The sequence below is a fragment of the Serinicoccus chungangensis genome (assembly GCF_006337125.1).
In the GTDB taxonomy this organism is placed as follows: Bacteria; Actinomycetota; Actinomycetes; order Actinomycetales; family Dermatophilaceae; genus Ornithinicoccus; species Ornithinicoccus chungangensis.
On record NZ_CP040887.1, the window covers coordinates 2097925 to 2123493 of the forward strand.

A 25569-nucleotide genomic window follows, 5' to 3' on the forward strand; every position below is an offset into this window, starting at 1 on the left:
CGCGGCTGTGCCCACCCGTGGGTCGCCGGCCACCGCGACAGTGGTGACACCACCCGCAGTCGCCACACGAGGAGAGGGGTCGACGATGACCATCACCACCCAGCCCACCGACACCACCCCGGCCGCCGCCCAGGCGCTGGAGATCGAGCAGGACTGGCGCGGCAACCCCCGCTGGGCCGGTGTCGAGCGCCGCTACACCGCCCAGGACGTGGTGCGGCTGCGCGGCTCGGTCGTCGAGGAGCACACCCTGGCCCGCCGCGGCGCGCAGCGGCTCTGGGAGGCGCTGGAGACCCGTCCCTTCACCCGCGCCCTGGGCGCCCTGACGGGCAACCAGGCCGTGCAGATGGTCAAGGGCGGGCTCGAGGCGATCTACCTCTCCGGCTGGCAGGTCGCCGCGGACGCCAACCTCGCCGGCCAGACCTACCCCGACCAGAGCCTCTACCCGGCCAACTCGGTGCCCGCCGTCGTGCGCCGCATCAACAACGCCCTGCAGCGCGCCGACCAGATCGCCTGGATGGACGGCGACACCAGCACCGACTACCTCGTGCCGATCGTGGCCGACGCGGAGGCGGGCTTCGGCGGCCCGCTGAACGTCTTCGAGCTGATGAAGTCGATGATCGCGGCCGGTGCCGCCGGCGTGCACTGGGAGGACCAGCTCGCCTCGGAGAAGAAGTGCGGCCACCTGGGCGGCAAGGTGCTCGTCCCGACCGGCCAGCACGTCCGCACCCTGAGCTCGGCCCGCCTCGCCGCGGACGTGCTCGGCGTCCCCTCGGTCGTCATCGCCCGCACCGACGCGCTGGCCGCGGACCTGCTGACCAGCGACGTCGACGAGATCGACCAGGAGTTCACCACCGGGGAGCGCACGTCGGAGGGCTTCTTCCGGGTCCGCAACGGGATCGAGCCGGTCCTGGCCCGCGCCAAGGCCTACGCCCCCTACGCCGACCTCATCTGGGTCGAGACCGGCACCCCTGACCTGGGGCTCGCCCGCGAGTTCGCCCAGGAGCTGCACCGGGACTTCCCCGACCAGAAGCTGGCCTACAACTGCAGCCCGTCGTTCAACTGGCGGGCCGCCCTCTCGGACACCGAGATCGCCGCCTTCCAGGACGAGCTGGGCGACCTGGGCTACGCCTTCCAGTTCATCACCCTGGCCGGCTTCCACGCCCTCAACCACTCGATGTTCACCCTGGCCCAGGGGTATGCCCGCAGCGGCATGAGCGCCTACGTCGAGCTGCAGGAGGCGGAGTTCGCGTCCGCGGCGTCCGGCTACACCGCGGTGCGGCACCAGGCCGAGGTCGGCACCGGGTACTTTGACGCGGTGAGCACCGCGGTCAACCCCGAGTCGTCGACGACGGCCCTCTCGGGCTCCACCGAGTCCGAGCAGTTCCACTGATCGATGCCGGCCCCGGTGCCCGACGACCGCCCACCGCGGTCGTCGGGCGTCCCGGGCCCCTCCGACGAGACGAGGACGAGATGGACTACCCGGCGACCCTGCTGGAGGAGACCACGGCCGGCCTGCTGCGCCGGCTCGTGGCGGACACCGCACCCGCACGTGCCGAGCTGCTGCGGGCCCGCAAGGAGAGGTCCAGGGCGGTGCGGGCCGGCGCCGAGCTCGCCCCGTCGCCCGAGACCGCCGACGTGCGCGAGGACGGCTCCTGGCGGGTCGCACCGCCGCCGCCGGACCTGACCCACCGGCTCGTCGAGCTGGCCACCCCGGCCTCCCCCGAGCACGCGACCGCGGCGATGGCCTCCCGCGCCGACGTGTGGGTGGCCGACCTCGAGGACATGCTCGTGCCGACGTCGGCGCGGCTCGTCGCGGCCCACCGGGCCATCGAGGACGTCGCCGCCACCCGCACCGGGGACGCGCAGCCCGGCGTGCCCACCCTCATGGTGCGTCCGCGCGGTCTGCACCTGCCCGAGGCGCACCTGCAGGTGGACGGCGAGGCCGCCGGCGCCTCGACGGTCGACACCTTCACCTTCCTCGCCCGCTGCGGCCGCACGCTGCTGTCCGGCGGCACCGCGCCCTACCTCTACCTGCCCAAGCTGGAGACCGCGGCGGAGGCCGCCTGGTGGGACGACCTGCTCACCCGGGCCGAGTCCCTGCTCGGGCTGCCTCAGGGGTGCACCCGGGTCAGCGTGCTCGTGGAGACGGTGCAGGCGACCTACGAGCTGGAGGAGATCGTCCACGCGCTGCGTCGGCGGCTCACGGGCCTGGCCGCGGGCCGGTGGGACTACATCTTCTCCTACCTGCGGACCTACGGGACCCGTCCGGACCACCTCCTGCCCGACCGGGACGCGTTCACCATGAACACCCGCTTCCTGCGCAGCTACACCTCGCTCATCGTCGGGGTGTGCCACCGGCGGGGGGTGCAGGCCATCGGCGGGCCGATCGCCCTCGCGCCCAGCGGCCCGTTCGACGAGTCGGTCGCGATGACCCACGCCCGGGTGCACCGGGACAAGGCGCGGGAGGCCAAGCAGGGTTTCGACGGGGCCTGGGTCGTGCACCCCGGCATGGTCCCGGTGGCCCGGGCGCCCTTCGAGGAGCGGGACCGCCTGCGTGAGGAGGGTGCCTGGGAGGAGGCCGACCCGGCAGCGGCCGCCACCCTCGACCCGGTCGCCCTGCGCGACGTGAGCTCCATCCCCGGGGCCTCGACGCTCACCGGGGTGCGGACCGCGCTGCGCTCCTCGCTCAGCTACCTCACCGGGTGGCTCGCCGGGGAGGGCACGGCCGTCATCGCCGGGCACATCGAGGACTTCGGCACCGTCGAGCTCAACCGCATGCAGCTGTGGCAGTGGCTGAGCCACGGCCAGCGCCTGGCGGAGGGGCCGACCATGTCCGAGCTGCTCCTCGACCGCATGCTCGAGGACGAGGTGGCCCTCCTGCGCCGCCGGGGCGCGCGCGAGGACCTGCTCGGGCACGCGGTCACGCTGCTGCGCGACGCCGTCGTCGCGACCGAGCCGCCGGCCTTCCTCTCCCAGCGGGCCTACGAGGTCCTGCTGTCGGTGGACGAGGCCGTCCAGGAGACCGACGTCGCCTGAGCGTGGCCCGGGCGTGGCTCGCGCCGCCTCAGTAGGCGCGCCCCCGCAGGACGACGTGCGCGGGGTGCGCGAGGACCCGCACGTCCTCGCGCGGGTCCTCGGCGTAGACCACGAGGTCGGCCGACTCGCCCTCGGCGATGCCGGGACGCCCCAGCCAGTCGCGCGCCGCCCAGGTGGCGGCCCCGACCGCCTCCAGCGACGTCATACCGGCCCTGGTCAGCGCCTCGACCTCCCGGGCCACCAGCCCGTGCGGCAGCTGACCGCCGGCGTCGGTGCCGACGTAGACCGGTATGCCGGCCTCGTGCGCCTTGGCGACCGTCTCGTGCCGACGGGCGTAGAGGTCCATCATGTGGTCGGCGTAGGTGGGGAACTTGCCGCGTCCGGCGTCGGCGAAGCCGGGGAAGTTGTCGATGTTGACCAGGGTCGGCACGATCGCGATGCCCTGGGCTGCGAAGGTGTCGATGGTGTCGTCGACCAGTCCGGTCGCGTGCTCGATGCAGTCGGTGCCGGCGGCCGCGAAGTCCACGAGGGACTGCTCGGCGAAGCAGTGGGCCGTCACCCGGGCCCCCTCCTCGTGCGCGGCGGCGATGGCCTCGGTGAGCACGTCCACCGGCCAGCAGGTGTTGAGGTCGCCGGTCTCCCGGTCGATCCAGTCCCCCACGAGCTTGACCCAGCCGTCCCCGGCCCGCGCCTCCTGCCGCACGTGGGCGACGAGGTCCTCGGGCTCGATCTCCCAGGCGAAGTTGCGGATGTAGCGCCGCGTCCGGGCGATGTGCCGACCGGCGCGGATGAGCCGCGGGAGGTCCTCCCGGTCCTGCACCCACCGGGTGTCCGCCGGGCTGCCGGCGTCGCGCAGCAGCAGGGCGCCCGCCTCGCGCTCGGCCAGCGCGTGCTCCTCGGCGCGGGCGTCGTCCACCGCCCCCTGCGCCTCGAGCCCCACGTGGCAGTGGGCGTCCACCAGGCCGGGCAGGGCATACCCCCGGATCCGCCGGACCTCCCGGCCGGCCGGCGCGGTGAGACTCACCCGGCCGTCGACCACCCAGACCTCCCCGAGCACCTCCTCGGGTCCCACGAGGACCTGTCCCTCGATGTGCAGCACCGGTGCGCTCACGTGGCGTCTCCTTCGTCGCAGGTATGCCGCCACCACCGTATCCGCCGCCCCGGTCCGTAGACTCCCCCCTCGTGTCCACCGACCCCTCCCCCACCACCGGGCCTGTCCGAGCACCCCTGCGCGTGCCGCGCGTCGACCTGGGGACGATGCTGCGCGACGCCGCGGCGGGCCGGTTCCCCGCCCCGGACGGGGGCTTCTCGCGGGCGGCGCCGTGGAAGGACGGGGTCGAGGGGGCTGTCGCCTTCACCGGTCACGCGGTGATGGTCGTCGGGGACGACGTCAGCGACGGCCAGCTGGCCGGGCTCGGCGTGCACGGCTTCGGCGGGGCCCACGAGCCGCGCACGACCCTGGCGCTGGCCGGCGCCGGACCGGTCGGGGTGCTGGACGCGCTGCTCGTCGGTCACGGGACCGGGGCCGGCGGACCCCTCGTGGCACGGGCCGACCTCGCCGAGACCGACCGGGCGGCCCACGCCGGCGAGTGGCGCACCGAGGTCGACGTCTACGGTCTGCCCGACCCGGGCGTCACCTCGCTGGCCACCCTCTCGCGCGGTATCGGCGGGCTGCCGGAGGTCGGCATCCAGGCCGAGGACGGGTATGCCGCCACCCTCCTGGAGGGCGTGCTCGGCCGGTTGCCCCGCGGCGAGGTGGTGCTGGCGTCGGTGACGCCCGGCAACGCGCGCTCGCTGCGCTTCTTCCTCAGGCGCGGCTTCGTCCCGGTGGCCAGCGAGCAGCTGTGGAAGCCGCGGCGCGAGCACGGGGCCGACCTCGGGCGGTGACCGCGCGGCCTCACAGCACGCCGGCCGCGCGGGCGGGCGCGGCGTAGGCACGGGCCAGGGAGTCGACGGTCTCGTGGGCGTTGAGCCCGCTGGGGTTGGGCACCACCCAGAGCTGGGCACCCTCGAGGTCCTCGGGCTGGCGACCCTGCTTGGCCCCCCGCACGCCGAACGCGCTCCGGTAGGCCGTGATCCCGGCCACGGCGACCACCGCGGGCCCGGTCCGGCGCACCGTCCGCACGAGCCGCCGCCCGCCCTCGCGCAGCTCCTCGACGGTGAGCTCGTCGGCGCGGGCGGTGGCACGCCGCGCGAGGTTGGTGACGCCGATCCCCCGCTGCAGCAGGTGGTCGCGGTCCTGCGCGCTCATGCCCGCGGCCGGGTCGACCGCACGCTCGATGACCCCCGCCCGCGCCAGTGCCGGGTAGAACCGGTTGCCCGGGTGGGCGAAGTGCGTCTGCGTCGCCGCCGTCCACAGACCCGGGTTGATGCCGACGAAGAGCAACCGCAGCGGCGGCCCACCGGCGCCGGGCAGCAGGTCCGGCACCTCGGCGTCCCGGAACGACTCGAGCTCGGCACGGGTGAAGCGAGCCGCCATCAGCCCACCTCGAGACCGACCTCGGCCCATGCCTCGCGGAGGGGTGTCGACGACCTCGGGCCGGTCGGCGTACCGCTCCCGGGCCGACAGCACGGTGGCCGCCGCGAACCCGGCGAAGTCGACGTCGCGGGGGATGCGCCCGCGGGTCGCGACGGTGTCGTACCAGACCTGGCCGGCGCGTTCCCACGCCCGGCCGCCGAGCCGGGTCGCGAAGAGGTGGAAGGCCTTGTTGGGGATGCCCGAGTTGATGTGCACCCCGCCGTTGTCGTTGTCGGCGTCGTGCGGCAGGTCGACGAAGTCGTCGAGGTGGGCCGGCTGCGGGTCCCGCCCCAGCACCGGGTCGTCGTAGGCCGTGCCCGGGTCGGCCATCGAGCGCAGCGCGCGGCCCTGCACCCGGTCGGTGAGCAGGGCGGCACCGATGAGCCAGTCCGCCTCCTGCGCGTCCTGGCCGCGCACCTGCTGGCTCACCAGCGCACCGAAGACGTCGCAGACGGACTCGTTGAGGGCACCGGGCTGCCCGACGTAGGTCAGGCCGGCGGTGTACTGCACGAGGCCGTGGGACAGCTCGTGGGCGATGACGTCCAGGCTCCGGGTGAACCCGGTGAAGTAGACGCCGTCCCCGTCGCCGAAGACCATCTGCCGGCCGTCCCAGAACGCGTTGGCGTAGCTCTGGCCGTAGTGGACGGTGGCCGCCAGCAGCATCCCCCGGTCGTCCAAGGAGTCGCGGCCGTAGGTGCGGGCCAGGAGCTCCCAGGTGGACCCGAGCCCGTCGTAGGCCTCGGTGACCGCGGGGTCGTCGGTCTGCGGATCGCCCTCGGCGCGGACCAGCCGCCCGGGCAGCGCGGTGCCGCCGTCGGCGTCGTGGACGCGGCGCCGCGGGGTCGCCCCCTCCGGGACCGCGGCGCGCTCGCCCTCGTGACGGACGGTGGGCGCGGGCGACCTGACCGGGCATGGTCGCCGGCAGGATGCCGCCCTGCAGCGGGGCGTGACCGCCGGGCCACCGCGTGGCCTCGATCTCGCGCCGAGCGCGGGTGTCCGCGCTGTCCCGCAGCGTGAGCTCCATCGCCGGCGCGAGGTCGGGCTCGGCCCGGGCGATCCGGGTGAGCAGGTAGCCCGGGATGATCGTGCAGCGTGTCCCCGTCATGGCCTCACTGTGCCACGCGCGGCCGACAGACCCGACGGCTCCGGGAGGGCTCAGTCCTTGCCGTCCTGCAGGTACTTCTCGAAGCCCGGGGGCAGCTTCAGACCGGACAGGTCCTGCCCGGAGGGGGCGTCGTCCCCACCGGCCGCCCCGCCGCCGAAGGCACTCTCGAAGGATTTCTCCCGGGCCGCCTGCTCCTTGGCCACGGCCTCGCGCTCCTGCTGCGCCCGCTTGGCCGGGTTGCCCGACTTGCCCTTCTTGCGCTGCGGGGCCTTGGCCTTCCGGGCGCCACCGGCACCACCCATGCCGGGCATCCCCGGCATACCGGGCATGCCGCCGCCCTTCTTGAGCTGGCGCATCATCTTCTGGGCCTCGCCGAAACGCTCGATGAGCTGGTTGACCTCGCCGACGGTCACGCCCGAGCCCCGGGCGATCCGGGCCCGCCGCGAGCCGTTGATGATCTTCGGGTGCCCGCGCTCCAGCGGCGTCATCGACCGGACCATGGCCTCGACCCGGTCGAACTCGCGCTCGTCGAGGGAGTCCAGCTGCGCCTTCATGCCCTGCATCCCCGGCATCATGCCCAGCATCTGCTTGAGCGAGCCCATGCGCTTGATCGCCGACATCTGGTCGAGGAAGTCGTCGAAGGTGAAGTCCTCGTCGGAGAGGAACTTGCGGGTCATCTCCCGCGCCTGCGCCTGGTCGAAGGCCTGCTCGGCCTGCTCGATGAGGGTCAGGACGTCACCCATGTCGAGGATGCGCGAGGCCATCCGGTCGGGGTGGAAGAGCTCGATGTCCTTGACGCCCTCACCGGTGGAGGCGAAGAGGATCGGCTGGCCGGTCACGGTGGCCACGGACAGCGCCGCACCACCGCGCGCGTCGCCGTCCAGCTTGGAGAGCACCGAGCCGGTGATCCCGACGCCGTCGGCGAAGGCCTTGGCCGTCTCCACGGCCGCCTGCCCGATCATCGCGTCGATGACGAAGAGCACCTCGTCGGCCCGGGTCTCCAGCCGGATGTCGTGGGCCTGCCTCATGAGGTCGACGTCGACCGCGAGCCGGCCCGCCGTGTCGATGATGACCACGTCGTGGTTCCGGCGTCGCGCCTCCTCGACGCCGTCCACCGCCACGTCGACCGGGTCCCCGAAGGAGCGCGTCCCCTCCCCCGAGTCCAGCGCGGCGTCGTGGCCGAAGATGTTGCCGCGCTCGGGCGCGAAGACCGGGACGCCGGCGCGCTGGCCGACCACCTCGAGCTGGGTGACGGCGTTGGGTCGCTGCAGGTCGGCGGCGACGAGCAGCGGGGTGTGTCCCTGGTCGGCCAGCCACTTGCCCAGCTTGCCCGCGAAGGTCGTCTTGCCCGATCCCTGGAGGCCGGCCAGCATGATGACCGTCGGCGGGTTCTTGGCCAGGTTGAGGCGGCGGGTCTGGCCACCCAGGATCGCGACGAGCTCCTCGTTGACGATCTTGACGATCTGCTGGGCCGGGTTGAGCGCCTGGTGCACCTCCGCGCCGAGCCCGCGCTCCCGGATCCGCCCGGTGAACTCCTTGACCACCGGCAGCGCGACGTCCGCGTCCAGCAGCGCCATCCGGATGTCGCGGACGGTGGAGTTGAGGTCGGACTCGGTGACGGTGCCCTTGCGCTTGAGGTTGCGGAAGGTCTGCGTCAGGCGGTCGGAGAGGCTGGTGAACACCCGCCCAAGGATACGTGCCGGTCCGCCTCCTCGGCGTCGCCCGTCCACCGACGGCCACCGCGCGGCCGGGCCGGGGCGTCCGCATACTGGAGCCGTGCCCCCGTCCGACCTCGCCGCCGCCGCGCGGCGGCGGCTGTCGTTGGCGCTGCGGGAGCGGGTCGCCGGGCCCGACGCCGCCCGCCGGGCCGAGGCCGTCTGGCTCGCGCCCGGACCCCGGCGCCACGCCCCGCACGACCCGATCTGCCGGGTGCACGGGCACGCGGGGATGTATGCCGGTGGCATCCGCGCGCTGCTCCTGCAGTCGCTGCACCCGCTGGCCATGGCGGGCGTCGGGCAGCACTCCGGCTACCGCGGGGACCCGTGGGGCCGTCTGCAGCGCACCAGCGAGTTCATCGCGATGACGACCTACGGCCCGGTGGACTCGGCGCGCCGGGTGCTCGACCGGGTCAACCGGGTGCACCGGACCGTCGTCGGCACCGCCGACGACGGTCGTCCCTACGCCGCCACCGACAGCCACCTGCTGCGCTGGGTGCACGTCGCGGAGATCGACAGCTTCCTGCGCGCCCACCAGCACTACGCCCGGACGCCCCTCACGGCGGCCGAGGCCGACACCTACGTGGCGCAGACCTCGTGGGCCGCCGGGCAGCTCGGCGTCCTCGACCCACCCCGGACGGTCGAGGAGCTCGGGAAGGCGCTGACGGCATACCGCCCCGAGCTGGAGGCGAGCGAGGGGGCACGCGACGTGGCCCGCTTCCTGCTCGCCGAGCCCCCGCTGCCCCGGGCGGCCCGGCCGGGCTTCTGGCTGCTGGCCGCGGGCGCGGTCACCCTGCTGCCCGGGTATGCCCGGGACCTGCTCGACCTGCACCTGCCGGGACCCGCGCGCCCGCTCGAGCCGGCCGCCCTGGCCCTGCTGGACCCGCTCGGCCGGCTGGGCACCGCCGCCGTCGGCTGGGCGCTGTCCGACCCGCGGGACCCGCGCAACGCGCCCACCAGCTCGGCGGTGGTGGACCGGACCGGCCCGCTGCACGACTCCTAGCGTGAACGTGGTCCGGTGCCGTGATGCAGCACGGCACCGGGACAGGTGCTGGCCACGAGTGGCCGACGGTCGGCCGGTCAGCCGACGATGGCGCCGACGAAGGCCTCCGCGTCGAACGGCGCCAGGTCGTCCGGGCCCTCACCGAGACCGATGAGCTTGACGGGGACCCCGAGCTTGCGCTGCACGTTGACGACGATGCCGCCCTTGGCGGTGCCGTCCAGCTTGGTCAGCACGATGCCCGTGATGGCGACCTCCTTGGCGAACTCCTCGGCCTGCCGCATGCCGTTCTGCCCGGTCGTCGCGTCGAGGACGAGCAGCACCTCGCCCACCGGGGCGACCTTCTCCACGACCCGCTTGATCTTGCCCAGCTCGTCCATGAGGCCACGCTTGGTGTGCAGGCGCCCCGCGGTGTCGACGAGCACGACGTCGACCTCGGCCTCGACCCCGCTCCTGACCGCGTCGAAGGCCACGGACGCGGGGTCGGCCCCCTCGGTGTGCGAGCGCACGGTGGGCACGCCCACCCGCTCTCCCCAGGTCTGCAGCTGGTCGGCGGCGGCGGCGCGGAAGGTGTCGGCGGCGCCGAAGAGCACGTCCTTGTCCTCGGCCACCAGCACGCGGCCGAGCTTGCCCACGGTCGTCGTCTTGCCGGTGCCGTTGACACCCACCACGAGGATGACCGCCGGGTGCTCGCCGGTGCGGCTGGCCGCGATCCGCCGGTCCAGCGTCGGGTCCACCAGCCGCAGCAGGTCGTCGTGGAGCCACTGCCGCACCTGCTGGGGGTCGCTGGTCCCCTCGACCTTCACCCGGGTGCGCAGCGAGTCGACGAGCTCCTGGGTGGCCTCCACGCCGAGGTCCGAGGCCAGCAGGGTGTCCTCGACGTCCTCCCACGCCTGCTCGTCCAGCCCGCCGCGGGACAGCAGCGAGAGCAGCGCCTGGCCGATGGCGGTGTTGGACCGGGCCAGCCGGGCCCGGAGCCGCTGCAGCCGGCCGCGCGCGGAGTCGGGCCGCTCGAGGGTGGGGGTCGGCGCCTCGGGCTCCTCGACGGCGACACCGCCGCCGCGGTTGTCGACCTCCCCGGGGGCGGGCCGCTCCTCGACGAGCACGTCCCCCTCGGGGGCGTCTGCCTCCGGTCGTCCGTCGCCGTCCAGGGTCGCGGTGTCCCCACCACGACCGCGCACCAGCGCGACCAGCAGCGCGAGACCCCCGAGCACCACGACGGTGACGAGGGTCAGAATCTCCCAGAGCTCATTGATCGGTCCCACGGGCACAGTGTCTCAGAGGCCGGGCCCGGCCCGGGACGAGAGCGTCGGCTCAGCTGGCGGCGCGGTACTGCTCGGCCCGGCCGTCCTCGGCGTCGTCCCGCTCGCGGGTCGCCTCGGACCCCGGGGCGACCGGGGTCTCGGCCCGGGAGCCGGCCGCGCCCTGGTCCGCCGCGCCGGCGGGGCCGGAACCGCGACCGGCGGAGCCTGCCCCCGCCGCAGGTGCGCTCGCCGCGGGTGCGCTCGTGGCCGGCGCCTCGGCGGTCTCGGCCTGCGCCGGGCGGCGCTGCTGGCGGATGGACTGGGTGCGCTCGGCCGCGGACCGGCCGAGCTGCTCCCCCCGGCTGCGCACCTGCTCACCGCGTCGGCGGGCACCCGCGATGAGCTCCTCGCCCTCAGGGGTCCAGAACTGGCCGCGGCCCTCGCGACGGGCCCCGATCATGACGTAGCCCACGACCCCCGCGCCCAGGGCGACACACAGGAGCATGGCCAGGACGAGTGCAAGCATGGAGCCAGTGTGCCGCGCCGGACGGCGCGGGACCGAACACGACCACGGCGTGTCCCGCGCGTGTCGCGCCGATCGTGAGCCGACTCACAGCACCGGACGCGTGGAGGGGCCGCACCGGACGCGTGGAAAGGCCGCACCGGACGCGCGGAGAGACCGCACCGGACGCGTGGAGGGGCCGCACCGGACGCGTGGAAAGGCCGCACCGGACGCGCGGAGGGCCGCTCAGCCCGGGAGCTCGCGCCCGATGCGGCCCAGCGTCTGCCGGGTGGAGGCGACCAGCCCGGCGTCCCCCGCGCGCTCCCGCAGCCGCAGGGCGCGGACGGCGGCCGCGTGCGCCTCGGCATACCTGCCCTCGTCGAAGAGCAGCTTGGCGCGGTGCTGGTGGACCAGTGCCGTCCGGGGCTCGTCGTCGACCAGCACCTCCTCGGCGGCGTCCAGCAGCTCGTGCGCGTCGACGAACTCCTCGCGCCAGTGGTGCACGTGGGCCAGGCGCACCGCCGCCACAGCCCACGCAGGGGTCCCGGGCTCCCGCTCGAGCAGGCGGTCCTGGCCCGCGGCGAGCGCCGCGTCCAGCTCGCCCAGCATCCGCAGCAGGGCCACCGCGTGCGGGTCCTGCGGGGTCTCCTCGACCCACTCGCGCGTCTCGTCCTCGTCGAGCAGCTCCTCGCGCAGGGTCTCGTTGTCGATGACGTACGCGGGGAACTCGGCCCCGCCGAAGACGACGGTCACGCCGGCGCCGGCTCGGGAGCACGGGTGGGGGGCTCGACCCCGTCGGCGGCGACGTCCTTGATCCGCTGGCTGACCACGGTGGTCACGCCGTCCCCGCGCATCGAGACGCCGTAGAGCGCGTCGGCGATCTCCATCGTCCGCTTCTGGTGGGTGATGACGATGAGCTGGCTGGAGTCGCGCAGCTCCTCGAAGAGCGTGATGAGCCGCCCGAGGTTGGTGTCGTCCAGCGCCGCCTCGACCTCGTCCATGATGTAGAACGGGCTGGGGCGGGCCTTGAAGATGGCCACGAGGAGCGCGACGGCGGTGAGCGAGCGCTCCCCGCCGGACAGCAGCGAGAGCCGCTTGATCTTCTTGCCCGGTGGCCGGGCCTCCACCTCGATGCCGGTGGTGAGCATGTGGTCGGGGTCGGTGAGGGTGATGCGCCCCTCCCCGCCGGGGAAGAGCCGGGAGAAGACCCGCTCGAACTGCGCGGCCGTGTCGTGGAAGGCCTCGGTGAAGACCCGCTCCACCCGCTCGTCCACCGAGCGGACGATCTCCAGCAGGTCCTCCTTGGAGCGCCGCAGGTCCTCCACCTGCTCGGTCAGGAAGGTATGCCGCTCCTCCAGCGCCGCGAACTCCTCCAGGGCCAGGGGGTTGACCTTGCCGAGCTGGGCGAGCTGGCGCTCGGCGCGGCGCAGCCGCTTGTCCTGGACCTCGCGGACGAAGGGCTGCGGCTCGGGCTGCGCGGCGTCCGCGTCGTCGGGGGCCGGGTCGTCCGGCCCGGGGATGTGCGGCACCGGCAGGTGCGGGCCGTACTCCTCCACCAGCGTCTCCGGCGACACCCCCAGCTCCTCGACGGCGCGCGCCTGGAGCGCCTCGATGCGCAGGCGCTGCTCCGCCCGGGCGATCTCGTCGGCGTGCACCGAGTCGGTGAGGTCCCGGAGGTCGTCGGCCAGCTCCCGCGCGCGCTGCCGGGCGGCGGCCAGGGCCTGGTCGCGCTCGGCCTGCTCGGCGCGACCCTGCTCGCGCTCGCGGGTCGCGGCCGCGAGCACCTCCTCGCTGCGCTCCAGCAGGTATGCCGCACCCACCCCGACCGCCTGCGCCGTCGCCCTCTCCCGGGCGCGGCGCTCGCGGCGCTCGGCGCGGCGGCGCCGCGCGGCCAGCTCGCCGGCCGCCGCGGACTCGAGGCTGTCGGCGCGACCGGCGAGCGCGGTGGCGCGCTCCTCCTGGGTGCGCAGCGCCAGCCGGGCCTCGGTCTCGGCGCTGCGCGCCCGCGCGGCCGCCTCGGCCAGGTGCTCGCGCTGCGTGGTGTCCGGGTCGTCGGTGCCCTCCTGGGTGGCGAGCTCCTCGGCGTCCGCCAGCCGCTGCTCGAGCTCGGCGAGCTCCTGTCGGGTGGTCTCGAGGGAGGCCTCGGCGGTCCCGATCGCGGTGGTGGCCCGCTCGTGCTCGGCCCGCGCGGTGCGCATGGTCTGCCCGAGCTGGGAGAGCTGCTCGGCGACGGCCGTCATCCGGGCGTCGGAGTCGTGCAGCGCGTCCAGCGCCTCGTCCACGTCCCGCCGGGCCGACTCCAGGTCCTCGCGGGCCGAGCCCAGCGCGAAGGTCGCCCGCTCCGCGCGCGCCACCGCTTCGGCCACCCCGGACCGGGCCTCCTCGAGCGCCGAGGTGAGCTCCAGCAGGCTGGGCGCCGCGGAGGAGCCGCCCCGGAGCCAGCCGGGACCGTAGACGTCGCCGTCCGCGGTGACCACCGTGATCCCGGGCAGGGCCCGCACGAGCAGGGCGGCGTCGTCCGCGTCCTGCACCAGGGCGATCCGCGCGAGCAGCCCGGTGACGGCCCGCAGCAGGGCCTCGTCGCCGCCCCTGGCGCTGACGGTGTCGGCGGCCCACACGGCATACCCCGGCAGGTCGGGCCACCCCGAGCGGTCGTCGCCGTCCGCCGCGACGAGCTCGGGCACGAGCAGGCCGGCCTGCCCCTGGTCCTCCTCGCGCAGCCACCGCAGCGCCTGGCGGGCCGGCTCGAGACCGTCGACCACCAGGGCCTCCCCGGCCCACCCCAGGGCGGCCGCCACGGCGCCCTCGCGGCCGGCCTCCACCTGGAGCTGCTCGGTCACGGTGCCCCGCACCCCCGGCACGTCGTCCGTCGCCAGGAGCGCGCTGGCCCCGTCGGTGCGCCGCAGGCTCATCGACAGGGCCTCGACCCGGGCCTGGGAGCGGGCCTGCTCGGCCTGGGCCTCCCGGACCTCCTCGGTGAGCTGCTCGACCTCCGCCTCGGCCGCGCCCCGGCGCTCCTCGGCCTGCTCGTAGCGCTCGTCCAGCCCCTCCTCGCCCTGCTCGACGTCGAGGACCGTGCCCTCCAGGGCGGCGAAGTCCCGCTCGGCCTTCTCGGCCCGCTCGACGACCGCCACCGCCACCTGCTGCAGCCGGGTGATCTCCCCCTCGCCCGCCTCGACGCGCGAGCGCCGGGCCGCGACCTGCCCGGCGAGCCGGGCCAGACCCTCGCGCCGGTCGGCCGCCGCACGGGCCAGCCGCTGCAGCCGCGCCTGCTCCTGGGCGTGCGCCTCCTCGGCGGCGGCGCGGGCGGTCTCGGCGTCGGCGAGCGCCTGCGCGAGCTCGGCGACCCTCGCCTGCAGGTCGGCCTCCTCCTGCCGCACCCGGGCGGCCTGGGCGCGCAGCTCCTCGGGGTCGCGCCCCCGCCCGAGCGCCCGCTCTCCTCGGCGGCCAGGTCCTCCTCCTCCGCCCCCAGGAGCCGGACCCGCTCGGCCGCGAGGTCGCCCAGGGCACGCACCCGCTCCAGCAGGGAGGACAGGGCGTACCACCGGTCCTGGACCTCGGTCAGCGCGGGCGCGGCGGCCGCCCGCTCCTGCTCGAGCCCGGCGACCTGCGCGTCGGCGGCGCGCGCCGCCTCCTGCACCGCGGTGCGCCGCTCGACCAGCGCCCGCTCGTCGGCCATCTCCTGCTCGAGCGCGCTGGTCAGCTGCACGAGGTCGTCGGCGAGGATCCGCAGCCGGGCGTCCCGGACCTCGGCCTGGATGGTCGCCGCCCGCCGCGCGGTCTCGGCCTGCCGGCCCAGCGGCCCCAGCTGGCGCCGGATCTCCGAGGTGAGGTCGGCGAGCCGGGTGAGGTTGCCCTCCATCGTCTCCAGCTTGCGCAGCGCGCGCTCCTTGCGCTTGCGGTGCTTGAGCACCCCGGCGGCCTCCTCGATGAAGCCGCGCCGCTCCTCGGGGGTCGCCCGCAGGACCTGGTCGAGCTGGCCCTGCCCGACGATGACGTGCATCTCCCGGCCGATGCCCGAGTCGGAGAGCAGCTCCTGCACGTCCAGGAGCCGGCAGCCGGTGCCGTTGATGGCGTACTCGGAGCCGCCGGTGCGGAACATCGTCCGGGTGATGGTCACCTCGGTGTAGTCGATGGGCAGCGCCCCGTCGGTGTTGTCGATGGTGAGCGACACCTCGGCCCGACCCAGGGGCTGGCGCCCCGAGGTCCCGGCGAAGATGACGTCCTCCATCTTGCCGCCGCGCAGGCTCTTGGCTCCCTGCTCGCCCATGACCCAGGCGAGGGCGTCGACGACGTTGGACTTGCCCGACCCGTTGGGGCCGACGATGCACGTGATGCCCGGCTCCAGCCTCATCGTCGTCGCCGAGGCGAACGACTTGAAGCCCTTGAGGGTGAGGCTCTTGACGTACATGGACCTGCTCTTCGCTCTCGGCTCCCGGGACGGCTCGTCCGCCAACATACCTGCCGGGTATGCCGCCGCCGCGCCGCCGCGCGGCCGTCCGCCCGGCCCGCGGGCGGGTCAGCGCTCGACGAACCCCGTCGTCCCCTCGCGCGCCGCGTGGCGCTGCACCACCACCCCGTCGACCCGGCCCGGACGGCTGCGGGTCGAGGGGTCCTCGCGCAGCAGCTCGACGAGGGTGTCGACCGCCGCCCGCTCGCCCTGGGCGTTGACCTCCACCCGGCCGTCCGGGAGGTTCAGGGCGTGGCCGACGAGCCCCAGCTCGAGCGCCCGGGAGCGGGTCCACCACCGGAAGCCGACACCCTGGACCCGACCGCGGACGAAGATCAGCGCGCGCTCCATACCTCCGAGACTACGGTGGGGGCATGGAGCAGCCACCCGCCACCAGCCCCGCCTACGAGCCCCTCGCGGACCGTCCGGTCCGGTGGGGCCTGCTCGCGGCAGGAGGGATCGCCCGGACGCTGGCCGGGGCGATCGCCGCGGTGGACGGCGGTGAGGTGGTCGCGGTCGCCGCGCGCGACGGGGGGCGGGCCCAGGCCTTCGCGCAGGAGTTCGGCATCGAGCGCTCCTACGGCGGCTACGACGAGCTCCTGCAGGACCCGGGGGTGGACGTCGTCTACATCTCCTCCACCCACCCCTTCCACCACGAGCAGGCCCTGGCCTGCATCGCCGCGGGCAAGCACGTGCTCGTCGAGAAGCCGACCACGCTCACCGTCGCCGACACCGAGGAGGTCTTCGAGGCCGCGCGGGGGGCGGGGGTGCTGGCGGTGGAGGCCATGTGGACCCGCTTCCAGCCGATCGTGCTCGACGTGCGGGACCGGGTGCGCTCGGGGGCGGTCGGTGACGTCCGCAGCTTCCACGCCGCGTTCCCCGTGCCGTTCGACTACGACGAGACCCACCGCCTCTTCGACCTCGCCAACGGCGGGGGCGCCCTCATGGACCTGGGCATCTACCCCGTGACCCTGGCGCACCTGCTCGTCGGGCACCCGACCCACCTGCACGTCCTGGGCTCGAAGGTCCCCACGGGCGCCGACGCCCTGGTGGCCCTGCAGTGGATGACGGCCGAGGGCGCCGTCGCCCAGGTCATGACGGACTCCCGGTCGCACGGCACCACCGAGACGATCCTGCGGGGCACGGAGGGGTCGATCACCCTGCACGGCCCCGTCAACGACCCCACCTCCTTCACGCTGCGCCGGGGCGAGGACGAGGAGACCGTCGGTGGTGACCGCCGGGGCTACGAGCACCAGGTCGAGGAGGTGCACCGCTGCCTGCGGGAGGGGCTGCTGGAGTCGCCGCTGGCCCCCCACGCCGACACGGTGGCGATCATGACGATCCTGGAGAGCGCCCGTCGCGAGCTGGGGGTGCGCTACCCCCAGGAAGGCGACCCGCTGCACACCTGAGGCAGGATGGCACCGCGATGACCCAGCTGCTCCTCTTCCTCCTCGTCGGGTGCGTGATCCTGGCCGTGCTCGGCCAGACCGCGACGCCCCGGCACGAGCGGCTGCCCCTGCGCCGCTGGACGCCGGTGCACGCGGCCGACCTCGTCGTGCGCGGCCTGCGGGTCTTCGCCGACGCCGGCAAGGAGCGGACCCGACGGCAGAACCTCGCCCGCGAGGAGGTCGAGGGCCGGCGGCCCGGGGAGGGAACCGAGGGCCCGCCGCCTCCCCCGCCGCCGGACCCGGAGGACCCGCCTCCGGACCGGTGAGGTCTCAGACGCGGACCCGGGGGACGGTCTGGCACCGCGGGCAGAAGTGCGAGCTGCGGTTCATGAACTCCTCGCGCCGGATGGCGGTGCCGCAGCGCGCGCACGGCCGGCCGGTCTGGCCGTAGGCGTCCAGCGAGCGGTCGAAGTAGCCGCTGGCGCCGTTGACGTTGACGTAGAGCGCGTCGAAGCTGGTGCCGCCCTGGGCCAGCGCCTCGCGCATGACCTCCGCGGCGTGGTCGAGCAGGCGGCCGAGGGCCGGCCGGGTGAGCGCCGAGGCGGGGCGCCGGCCGTGCACCCCGGCCCGCCAGAGCGCCTCGTCGGCGTAGATGTTGCCGATCCCGCTGACGACGCCCTGGTCCAGCAGCAGCCTCTTCACCGCGACGTTCTTGGACTTCATCGTGCGGATGACCGTCGGTCGGTCGAAGGCCTCCTCGAGCGGGTCGGGGGCGATGTGGGCGACCGGCTGCGGTATGCCGTGCCCGTGCCCGTCGCCGGTCCCGGGGTGCCCGGCCGGGCGACGGTGGGCGTCGGGCAGCAGGGGGGTCAGGGCCAGGCCGCCGAAGGTGCGCTGGTCGACGAAGCGCAGCTGGGGGCCGTCGTCGTCGAAGTCGAGGGTGGCGTGCAGGTGCCGCTCCCGCGGCGCGTCGGCGGGCTCGACGAGCAGCTGCCCGCTCATGCCGAGGTGCATCACCAGGGCGTGCGGGTCGTCGTCGGGGGGGTCCAGGACCAGCCAGAGGTACTTGCCCCGACGGTCGGCCACGAGGACCTGGGCCTGCCGCACCCGCGCCGCGAGGTCCTCCGGCCCGCCCTCGTGCCGCCGGGCGACCCGCTGGCCGAGGAGGTGGGCGGTGGTGATCCGGCGGCCGACGACGTGCTCGGCGAGCCCTCGACGGACCACCTCGACCTCGGGCAGCTCGGGCACGGGGTCCTCAGTCCGTCCGGAGGTCGAGGGCCGGGTCCACGCTGGGCCCCGTGGCGACCACCTCGGCGGCCCGGTCGGTGAGCAGCCGCCACCCCCGCTCGGCGGCCTGCTGCTCGGCGAGCTTCTTGGACCGGCCGACCCCGGTGCCGACGACCTCGCCGCCGACGACCGCGCGGGCTGTGAAGGTCTTGTCGTGGTCCGGCCCCTCGGCGTCCAGGACGTACTCCGGCGGCCCGAGCTCGGCGGCCGAGGCGACCTCCTGCAGGCTGGTCTTCCAGTCCAGTCCCGCGCCCAGCTCGGCGCTGCGCGCCATGACCGGGTCGAGCACGTGGTGGATGAAGGTGTCCGCCCGGGCCAGCCCGAGGGAGACGTAGAGGCAGCCGATGACGGCCTCGGTCGTGTCCGCGAGGATGGAGTCCTTGTCCCGGCCCCCGGTGCCCTCCTCCCCCTTGCCGAGCAGCACGAACTGGCCGAGGTCGATGGTCCGCGCGACCTCGGCGAGGGCGCGCGAGTTGACGACCGCGGCGCGCAGCTTGGCGAGCTGGCCCTCGGACAGGTCCGGGTGCGTGCGGTAGAGCGTGTCGGTGACCACGACCCCCAGCACGGAGTCACCGAGGAACTCCAGCCGCTCGTTGTGCGGCTGCCCGTCGTGCTCGTAGGAGAACGACCGGTGCGTCAGGGCACGCAGCAGCAGCGCCTCGTCGCACCGCTCACCGACGACCTCGGCGAGGTAGTCGTTGAGCTCGGCGACGGGGCGCATACCGCGGTCCGGGTCAGCCCTGGTGCTCGGTGCGCTCGGCGGCGGCGTAGTGCCGTCCGCCGTAGGAGCCGCAGGACGGGCACGCCTGGTGCGGGGTCGCCACGGCCTGGCACTGCGGGCAGGTGGTCAGCGCGATCGGGGCGGCCTTCCACTGCGAGCGGCGGTGCCGGGTGTTGGAACGGGACATCTTCCGCTTGGGAACGGCCACGTCAGGTCCTCTTCTCGTCGTCGTCGGCCGGGCTGGCCATCGCGGCCAGCGCCGACCACCGGGGGTCGATCACGTCGTGCTCGTGCTCCGGGTCGTCGGCCAGGCGTGCCCCGCACTCGGAGCACAGTCCCGGACAGTCGTCCCGGCACACCGGTTGGAAGGGCAGGGAGGTCACCACGGCGTCCCGGACGACCTCTTCGAGGTCCATCAGGTCGCCGTCGAGAGTCCGCTGCTCGTCCTCGTCGGTGCTCGCGTCCTTCTCGCTCCCGGGTCGACCCGCCACCTGCTGGTGGTGCGCCGCCCGGTCCGGGTAGGCGTACAGCTCCTGGAAGGGGACGTCGAGGTGCTCGACGATCTCGTCCAGGCAGCGCACGCACTCCCCGACCGCTCTGGCCTGGGCCGACCCCGTCGCCAGGATGCCCTCGACCACCGACTCCAACCGCAGATCCACCTGGACCGGCGTGCCGGCGGGGATCGCGATGACGTCGGTGCCCAGGGGCTCCGTCGTGGTCACCGCACGCGTGACCTCCCGCATCGTGCCGGGCCGGCGGACCAGCTCCCGGGTGTCGAACACCCAGTCGCGTTCCGTCTGCTGGGCAGCCATGCTGAAGTCCCTCACGTGTGTCTGACCTGCTGATCGGGGTTCGGCCCTGATCCGTGGCGCGGAGGCAGGAAGGACACAAACCGACTGCTCAGACTACCGGAGCGGGCGGCCTGGGCTCAAATCTGCCGCAGCGCCTGCAGCACCGGCGCGGGGACCAGCGCGGACACGTCGCCGCCGAGCCGGTGGACCTCCTTGACCAGGGAGCTGGAGACGTGCTCCAGCGCGGGGTCACCGGGCAGGAAGACGGTCTCCACCCCGGTGAGGTGGCGGTTCATCAGGGCCATCGGCAGCTCGTAGGTGAAGTCCGTGCCGCCCCGCAGCCCCTTGACCACCGCCTGGGCGCCGACCTCCTGGCACACGTCGACGAGCAGGCGCTCGGCATACGCCTCCACCCTCACCACCGGCGACACCTCCTCGGGCAACGAGCGCCGGACGAGCTCCAGCCGCTCCTGCACCGGGAAGGTGCCCTGCTTGGCGGGGTTGTGCATCACCGCGACCAGCACCTCGTCGAACAGCGCGGCGGCCCGCACGACGACGTCGACGTGCCCGAGGGTCACCGGGTCGAAGGATCCGGGGCACACGCAGCGGCGGGTGGTCATGCCGGGAGCCTACTGTCACCGCGTCCGCCCACCGCGCGGCTCAGTCCTCGTCGTCCAGCAGCCCGTCCTGCTCGGCCTGCTCGACCAGCGCGCGGACCTGGTCGATCCCGACGCCCTGGTCCAGGTGGCGGCCCCGCACCTCCAGGAAGGCGGCACCCAGGTCCGCGCGGTCCTTCTCGGACACCTCGTCGCGGGCCGGGTTGAGGATGGTCAGCTCCTCCTCGGTGAGGTGGTGCTGGAGCACCTCGTTCATCGCCTCGACCGCGTCGTCGAACTTCTGGGTGTCGGTGCCGACGCACTCCATCAGGTGCAGCAGCGCGCGGTTGATCTCGGCGTGCTCCTCCTCGCCGTGCTCGGCCTCGTGGGCGTCGATGGCCTCCTTGCGGCGCAGCCGGGGGTAGACCTTCTCCTCCTCGGCCTCGCCGTGCGCGACGAGCACCGCGGCGAAGGCCTGGCGGGCGGAGTCGCGGTCGGAGCTGCTGTCGCGCATCTCGCGCATGAGCTCCTCGAAGAGGCGGTGGTCGGCGAGGATGAGGTCGACGACGTCGCCGGAGACCGGTCGGGGGATGGTGTAGGAGGTCATGCCCCGATCCTGGCAAACCGCCGGCTCACGCGCTCGCCGGGGTGGTCGGCTCGGCGAGGTGCACGGCGGTCTCGCCGTAGCGGCGGGTGTCGAGGTGGACCAGCCCGGGCGGCCAGGCCGGCTGCGGGGAGCGGGCGCTGCGCTCCAGGACCACCAGCCCGTCCGGGTCGAGCCAGGGGACGAGAGCGGCGAGCACCTCCGCGAGCTCGGTCTCCTCCAGGGGGTAGGGCGGGTCCAGCAGCGCCAGGTGGAACGCCTCGTCGTCCGGCCCGGCCGAGAGCACCTGGGCCACCGGGGCCGTCCGCACCTCGACGTCGGCGAACCCCAGGTCGGCCGCGTTGCGCTCGACGAGTCGCGCGGTCGCCCGGTGCCGTTCCACCGCCAGGAGCCGCCCCGCACCCCGGGACACCGCCTCCAGCCCCAGCGCGCCGGACCCGGCGAAGAGGTCGAGCACGGCGCACCCCTCGAGGTCGAGCAACGACTCGATCCGGGAGAACACCGCCTCGCGGACCCGGTCGGTGGTGGGGCGGGTGTGGGCCCCGCGCGGGGTGTGCAGGCTGCGACCGCCGGCGGTCCCGGCGATGATGCGGGTCATCGGCTCACCCCCGCTCCAGGAACGCCGCGCGGGCGGCGTCCAGCCGGAGGAGGGCCTCGGCGAGCTCGGGGTGCCGCTCCAGCTCGGGGTCGGCCTCCACCGTGCGCCACGCCGCCTCATGCGCCCGGACGATGAGGTCCTCGTCGCGGGCCAGGCGCAGGAAGCGCAGCCCGCTGCGTCCGCCGCTCTGGCTGGCCCCCAGCACGTCGCCCTCGCGCCGGCTCTCCAGGTCCAGCCGGGCCAGCTCGAAGCCGTCCGTGGTGGCCGCCACCTGCTCCAGCCGCTCCACGGCGGCCGGGTCGACGCCCTCGCCCTGGGTGAGCAGCAGCGCCAGGCCGGGTCGGCCGCCCCGGCCCACCCGGCCCCGCAGCTGGTGCAGCTGGGAGATGCCGAAGCGGTCGGCATCCAGCAGCACCATGGTCGTCGCGTCGGGCACGTCCACGCCGACCTCGATGACGGTGGTGGAGACGACGACGTCGACGCGCCCGGCGGCGAAGGCCACCATGACGGCGTCCTTGTCCTCGGCGGGCATGCGGCCGTGCAGGACCTCGATGGTCAGCTCGCGGGTCGCGGCCAGGCCGCGCAGGCAGCGCGCCACCTGGTGCACGCCGTGCAGCGCGGGCGCGACCGCCCCGGCACCGTCCGCGGCGCCGAGGAGGTCGGCGCCGTCGTCGCCGGTGACACTCCCCTGGGCGGCGCCCGTGGGAAGCCCGGGTCCGGCACCGTCCGTGCCGGGCAGGTCCGGGTCGTCGACGTCACCGATCCGGGGGCACACGACATACACCTGGCCGCCGCCGCGGACCTCCTCGGCGACCCGCTCCCAGGTGCGGCGCACCCAGTCGGGGCGCTGGCCGTCGACGACGAAGGTGTGGACGGGGCGGCGGCCACCGGGCAGCTCGCGCAGCGTGGAGATCTCCATGTCGCCGTAGACGGTCATCGCGACGGTCCGCGGGATCGGTGTGGCGGTCATCACCAGCACGTGCGGGGCGGTGCCCTCGGGCGCCTTCGCGCGCAGGGCGTCGCGCTGCTCCACGCCGAACCGGTGCTGCTCGTCCACGACCACCATGGCCAGGTCGGCGAACTGCACGTGCTCCTGGATGAGCGCGTGGGTGCCGATGACGAGGCCCGCCTCCCCCGAGGCCGCCGCCAGCAGCGACGCCCGGCGCTCCGCGGTCGACTGGCTGCCGGTGAGCAGGGTGACCCGGGTGCCCTCGGCCAGGCCCCCCAGGAGCCCGGCCTCGGCGATGGGGCCGAGCAGCTGGGACATGGACCGGTGGTGCTGGGCCGCGAGAACCTCGGTGGGGGCCAGCAGCGCCGCCTGCCCACCGGAGTCGACGACGGCCAGCATGGCGAGCAGGGCGAGCACGGTCTTGCCGGAGCCGACCTCGCCCTGGAGCAGGCGGTGCATCGGGACCGTCCGGGCCAGGTCGTCGAGCATCTCGGCGAGGACGGTCTCCTGCCCCTGGGTGAGCTCGAAGGGCAACCGGTCGCGCAGCCGGGCCCCGAGGCCGTCCGCAGCCGGGATACGCGGCCGGGCGGGCACCGCGTCGGCGGAGCGGCGGACCCGCGCGAGCTGGGCCTGCACCGTGAACGCCTCGGTGAACTTCAGCCGCCAGCGGCCGCGGCGGTGGTCGGCCTCGGTGCGGGGCCGGTGCACCAGCCGGTAGGCCTCGAGCAGCCCCGGCAGGCCCACCTCGCGGCGCACCTCCTCGGGCACGGGGTCGCGCAGCTGCTCGACGTGGTGCAGGACCAGCTCGAGGCACTGGCCGTGGACGATCGGGGACAGACCCTTGGTGGCCGTGTAGACCGGGACCAGCCCGTCCAGCAGCCACTGCGCGCCGCCCTCGCCGTCCTCGCCCAGGGTGGCGTAGTCCGGGTGGGTGAGCTGGAGGGTCTCGCGCCACACCCCGACCTGGCCCGAGCACACCACGCGGACCCCGGGCCGCAGGCGGTCCTGGTGGCCGAAGGGCTTGAAGAAGGTGAGCTCGATCGTGCCCCCGGCGTCGTCGGCCACCTCCACGACGAGCCGGCGGCCCCGGCGGTTGCGCATCTGGTGGGTCGTCGCCGCGCGGACCGTCCCCACCACGACGACGTCCTCCCCGTGGGGGAGGTCGCGGAAGGCGGTGGGTCGGCTGGGGTCGAGGTAGGTGCGCGGGAGCCAGTCCAGCAGCTGCCCCACGGTCCGGATGCCGCGCGCCCGCTCGAGCGTCCGGGCGCTGGTGCCGACGACGTCCCGCAGGCCGATGTCCAGCGGGTCGAGGTCGCCGTCCGCCACGGCGTGCAGGTGCCGACCGGTCATCACTCGACCCCGATCAGCACGGTGTAGGTCGGTTGGCCCCCGTCCACGACGGTGAGCTCGACGTCGGTGCCGGCCACGCGCCGGGCCAGCCGGCTCTCCAGCGCACCGCGCACCTGCGCGTCACCACCCTCGCCGAGCAGGACGGTGACCAGCTCGACACCGGGGTGCCAGAGGGTCTCGAGGACGGCCTCGGCCGCCGGGGCCAGCGCGTCCTCGACGGCGACGATGCCGTGGTCGACGATCCCGAGCCACTGGCCGGGCAGGCACGGACCGACGGGGGTGTCGGCACCCCGGTCGGCCCGGGTCAGCGCACCGCCGTGCACGGCGCCGGCGGCCTCACGCATCGCCCGTGCGACACCCTCGAGGCGTCCGTCCGGGTCCAGGACGGCCAGGGCGGCCACCCCCTCGAGGAGGGTCCGGGTGGGCACCACCTCGACCGCGAGGCCCTCCCGCCGCGCCTCCGCGGCCGCGGCCCGCGCCACCATGACCATGTCCTCGTCGTTGGGGAGCACGAGCACGCCCTCGGCCTCGCAGGCCCGCACGGCGGCGAGGAGCTGGCCCGCCGACGCGCGACGCCGCGGACCGCTGGGCACGAGGACCGCGCCGGCCGAGCCCATGAGCTCGGCCACGCCGTCGCCGAGCACGCAGCTGACGACCTGCAGGCCGGTGGGCAGCCCGGACCGGCCCGCGCCGGAGAGGCCGCCGCAGGCGGGGTCCCCGGCCGGGGCGTGGGCCACGTCCCCGGTGAGGGAGGTGTGCCGGACGTCGCTGACGACCCCGGCCAGCCCCCCGGCCTCGAGCGCGGCCGCAGGGTCGTCGAGGTGGACGTGCACCTGGTAGTCGTGCGGCCCACCGGCGACGGCCACGGAGTCGCCCACGCGGGTGAGGTGGGAGCGCAGCCTCCCGGCCCGCTCGGGGTCGCTGCCGGTCAGCAGGAACATGACCTCGACGGTGCCGCCGGCCTCGGGCGTCGAGGGGGTGTCCGCGGGCCGAACGGTGCCGGTCGACCACCAGTCCGGCACCTCGCCGTCGGAGCCGGCCGGGCGGTCGAGCAGCACGGTGTGCAGGGCCTCGACCACGAGCACCAGCCCGGCCCCGCCGGCGTCGACGACCCCGGCGTCGCGCAGCTCGGCCAGCTGGTCAGGGGTGCGGGCCAGCGCGTCCTGGGCGCCCCGCAGCGCGGCCGCGACCACCTCGGCGACGTCGCCCTCCCCCGCGCGCACCGCCTCGCGCGCGCCCTGGGCGGCGGCCCGGGCGACGGTGAGGATGGTCCCCTCCACCGGCGCCGCCAACGCGTCCCAGGCGCTGCGCGCCGCCTGCTCGAAGGCCGCGGCGACCTCCTCGGGGCCGACCGCCTCCACGTCGGGGCCGACGGCGTCCGCCAACCCCCGGGCGAGCTGGGCCAGGATGACCCCCGAGTTGCCGCGCGCGGCCAGCAGCATGCCGCGGGCGATGAGGTGCAGACCGTCGCGGAGCCCGCCGGTGTCCTCACCCAGCTCGACCTGCACCCGGACGTGCTCCAGGGCACCGTCGAAGGTGAGGAACATGTTGGTGCCGGTGTCGCCGTCGGCCACGGGGAAGACGTTGAGCGCGTCGACCTGCTCGCGGGCCGCGGCCAGGGACAGCCGCGCCGTCATCGCCCACCGGCGGGCGGTCACGAGGTCGAGGGCTGGTCCGGGCACGCCCCTAACCTAGTGCCCGCCCCCGACCGGCCC

22 protein-coding genes and 2 pseudogenes are annotated in these 25569 nt (G+C 75.0%); 6 read left to right on the forward strand and 18 right to left on the reverse strand.

The window, feature by feature from the left end; translation table 11 throughout:
- The first annotated feature begins 85 nt into the window (after positions 1-85).
- Together aceA and FHD63_RS09495 are read left to right on the forward strand one after the other, a co-directional pair.
- Positions 86-1390 (forward strand): isocitrate lyase, encoded by a 1305-nt coding sequence (gene aceA / locus FHD63_RS09490; RefSeq protein ID WP_174964926.1) that lies wholly within the window; start codon positions 86-88, stop codon positions 1388-1390.
- 80 nt (positions 1391-1470) lie between these two features.
- Positions 1471-3036: an aldolase/citrate lyase/malate synthase family protein gene (locus FHD63_RS09495; RefSeq protein ID WP_139721853.1), complete on the forward strand. Its 1566-nt coding sequence runs from the start codon at positions 1471-1473 to the stop codon at positions 3034-3036.
- A 28-nt stretch (positions 3037-3064) separates the two neighbouring features.
- Here the strand turns inward: FHD63_RS09495 and FHD63_RS09500 are convergent, their stop codons facing one another.
- On the reverse strand, positions 3065-4147 hold the full coding sequence (locus FHD63_RS09500; protein WP_139721854.1) for an amidohydrolase family protein: 1083 nt from the start codon (positions 4145-4147) through the stop codon (positions 3065-3067).
- Between the two features lie 71 nt (positions 4148-4218).
- Between FHD63_RS09500 and FHD63_RS09505 the strand changes: the two genes are divergently transcribed.
- Complete coding sequence (locus FHD63_RS09505; RefSeq protein ID WP_139721855.1) at positions 4219-4923, forward strand: N-acetyltransferase; 705 nt, start codon at positions 4219-4221, stop codon at positions 4921-4923.
- A 10-nt stretch (positions 4924-4933) separates the two neighbouring features.
- Here FHD63_RS09505 and FHD63_RS09510 read toward each other — a convergent pair whose 3' ends face one another.
- The 3 genes and pseudogenes from FHD63_RS09510 to ffh all read right to left on the reverse strand — a co-directional run bounded on the left by FHD63_RS09510 (position 4934) and on the right by ffh (position 8341).
- On the reverse strand, positions 4934-5515 hold the full coding sequence (locus FHD63_RS09510; protein WP_139721856.1) for a mismatch-specific DNA-glycosylase: 582 nt from the start codon (positions 5513-5515) through the stop codon (positions 4934-4936).
- A 120-nt stretch (positions 5516-5635) separates the two neighbouring features.
- A pseudogene (locus FHD63_RS09515) lies at positions 5636-6355 on the reverse strand (M4 family metallopeptidase); the annotation flags it as partial.
- Positions 6356-6709: 354 nt separating this feature from the next.
- Positions 6710-8341, reverse strand: a complete 1632-nt coding sequence (gene ffh / locus FHD63_RS09520; RefSeq protein WP_139721857.1) for a signal recognition particle protein — start codon at positions 8339-8341, stop codon at positions 6710-6712.
- Between the two features lie 94 nt (positions 8342-8435).
- Here ffh and FHD63_RS09525 point away from each other — a divergent pair, with 94 nt between their 5' ends.
- Complete coding sequence (locus FHD63_RS09525) at positions 8436-9377, forward strand: oxygenase MpaB family protein (RefSeq protein WP_139721858.1); 942 nt, start codon at positions 8436-8438, stop codon at positions 9375-9377.
- Positions 9378-9454: 77 nt separating this feature from the next.
- Here the strand turns inward: FHD63_RS09525 and ftsY are convergent, their stop codons facing one another.
- The 5 genes and pseudogenes from ftsY to FHD63_RS09550 form a co-directional block, all read right to left on the reverse strand.
- Positions 9455-10639: a signal recognition particle-docking protein FtsY gene (gene ftsY, locus FHD63_RS09530; RefSeq protein WP_139721859.1), complete on the reverse strand. Its 1185-nt coding sequence runs from the start codon at positions 10637-10639 to the stop codon at positions 9455-9457.
- Positions 10640-10688: 49 nt separating this feature from the next.
- Positions 10689-11144: a hypothetical protein gene (locus tag FHD63_RS09535; RefSeq protein ID WP_139721860.1), complete on the reverse strand. Its 456-nt coding sequence runs from the start codon at positions 11142-11144 to the stop codon at positions 10689-10691.
- Positions 11145-11366: 222 nt separating this feature from the next.
- Positions 11367-11873 (reverse strand): hypothetical protein, encoded by a 507-nt coding sequence (locus FHD63_RS09540; protein ID WP_139721861.1) that lies wholly within the window; start codon positions 11871-11873, stop codon positions 11367-11369.
- Positions 11870-15531 (reverse strand): annotated as a pseudogene (gene smc / locus FHD63_RS17030) (chromosome segregation protein SMC). The gene FHD63_RS09540 and the pseudogene smc overlap by 4 nt, the downstream one beginning before the upstream one ends.
- A 108-nt stretch (positions 15532-15639) precedes the next feature.
- Complete coding sequence (locus FHD63_RS09550) at positions 15640-15921, reverse strand: acylphosphatase (RefSeq protein ID WP_139721862.1); 282 nt, start codon at positions 15919-15921, stop codon at positions 15640-15642.
- A 23-nt stretch (positions 15922-15944) separates the two neighbouring features.
- Here FHD63_RS09550 and FHD63_RS09555 point away from each other — a divergent pair, with 23 nt between their 5' ends.
- Together FHD63_RS09555 and FHD63_RS09560 are read left to right on the forward strand one after the other, a co-directional pair.
- Positions 15945-16979 carry a Gfo/Idh/MocA family protein gene (locus tag FHD63_RS09555; protein WP_139721863.1) on the forward strand — a complete coding sequence of 345 codons (1035 nt, stop codon included), beginning with the start codon at positions 15945-15947 and terminating at the stop codon, positions 16977-16979.
- 17 nt (positions 16980-16996) lie between these two features.
- Positions 16997-17284 carry a hypothetical protein gene (locus FHD63_RS09560; RefSeq protein WP_139721864.1) on the forward strand — a complete coding sequence of 96 codons (288 nt, stop codon included), beginning with the start codon at positions 16997-16999 and terminating at the stop codon, positions 17282-17284.
- 4 nt (positions 17285-17288) lie between these two features.
- Here FHD63_RS09560 and mutM read toward each other — a convergent pair whose 3' ends face one another.
- The 9 genes from mutM to FHD63_RS09605 all read right to left on the reverse strand — a co-directional run bounded on the left by mutM (position 17289) and on the right by FHD63_RS09605 (position 25536).
- On the reverse strand, positions 17289-18206 hold the full coding sequence (mutM, locus tag FHD63_RS09565) for a bifunctional DNA-formamidopyrimidine glycosylase/DNA-(apurinic or apyrimidinic site) lyase (RefSeq protein WP_139721865.1): 918 nt from the start codon (positions 18204-18206) through the stop codon (positions 17289-17291).
- A 7-nt stretch (positions 18207-18213) separates the two neighbouring features.
- Positions 18214-18966 carry a ribonuclease III gene (gene rnc, locus FHD63_RS09570; RefSeq protein ID WP_139721866.1) on the reverse strand — a complete coding sequence of 251 codons (753 nt, stop codon included), beginning with the start codon at positions 18964-18966 and terminating at the stop codon, positions 18214-18216.
- A gap of 13 nt (positions 18967-18979) precedes the next feature.
- Complete coding sequence (gene rpmF, locus FHD63_RS09575; protein WP_058892500.1) at positions 18980-19174, reverse strand: 50S ribosomal protein L32; 195 nt, start codon at positions 19172-19174, stop codon at positions 18980-18982.
- Position 19175: 1 nt separating this feature from the next.
- Positions 19176-19778, reverse strand: coding sequence for a YceD family protein (locus tag FHD63_RS09580; RefSeq protein ID WP_139721867.1), 603 nt, complete (start codon positions 19776-19778; stop codon positions 19176-19178).
- A 116-nt stretch (positions 19779-19894) separates the two neighbouring features.
- On the reverse strand, positions 19895-20377 hold the full coding sequence (gene coaD / locus FHD63_RS09585) for a pantetheine-phosphate adenylyltransferase (RefSeq protein WP_139721868.1): 483 nt from the start codon (positions 20375-20377) through the stop codon (positions 19895-19897).
- Between the two features lie 40 nt (positions 20378-20417).
- A complete protein-coding gene (locus tag FHD63_RS16900) occupies positions 20418-20960 on the reverse strand; it encodes a hemerythrin domain-containing protein (protein ID WP_139721869.1) in 543 nt (180 codons plus the stop codon).
- Between the two features lie 25 nt (positions 20961-20985).
- Positions 20986-21555 carry a 16S rRNA (guanine(966)-N(2))-methyltransferase RsmD gene (rsmD, locus tag FHD63_RS09595; protein ID WP_139721870.1) on the reverse strand — a complete coding sequence of 190 codons (570 nt, stop codon included), beginning with the start codon at positions 21553-21555 and terminating at the stop codon, positions 20986-20988.
- A gap of 4 nt (positions 21556-21559) precedes the next feature.
- Complete coding sequence (locus tag FHD63_RS09600) at positions 21560-23854, reverse strand: ATP-dependent DNA helicase RecG (RefSeq protein WP_139721871.1); 2295 nt, start codon at positions 23852-23854, stop codon at positions 21560-21562.
- Entirely contained in the window at positions 23854-25536 is a 1683-nt protein-coding gene (locus tag FHD63_RS09605; RefSeq protein ID WP_139721872.1) for a DAK2 domain-containing protein, read from the reverse strand. Before FHD63_RS09605 ends, FHD63_RS09600 begins: the two co-directional genes overlap by 1 nt.
- Between the last annotated feature and the right edge of the window lie 33 nt (positions 25537-25569).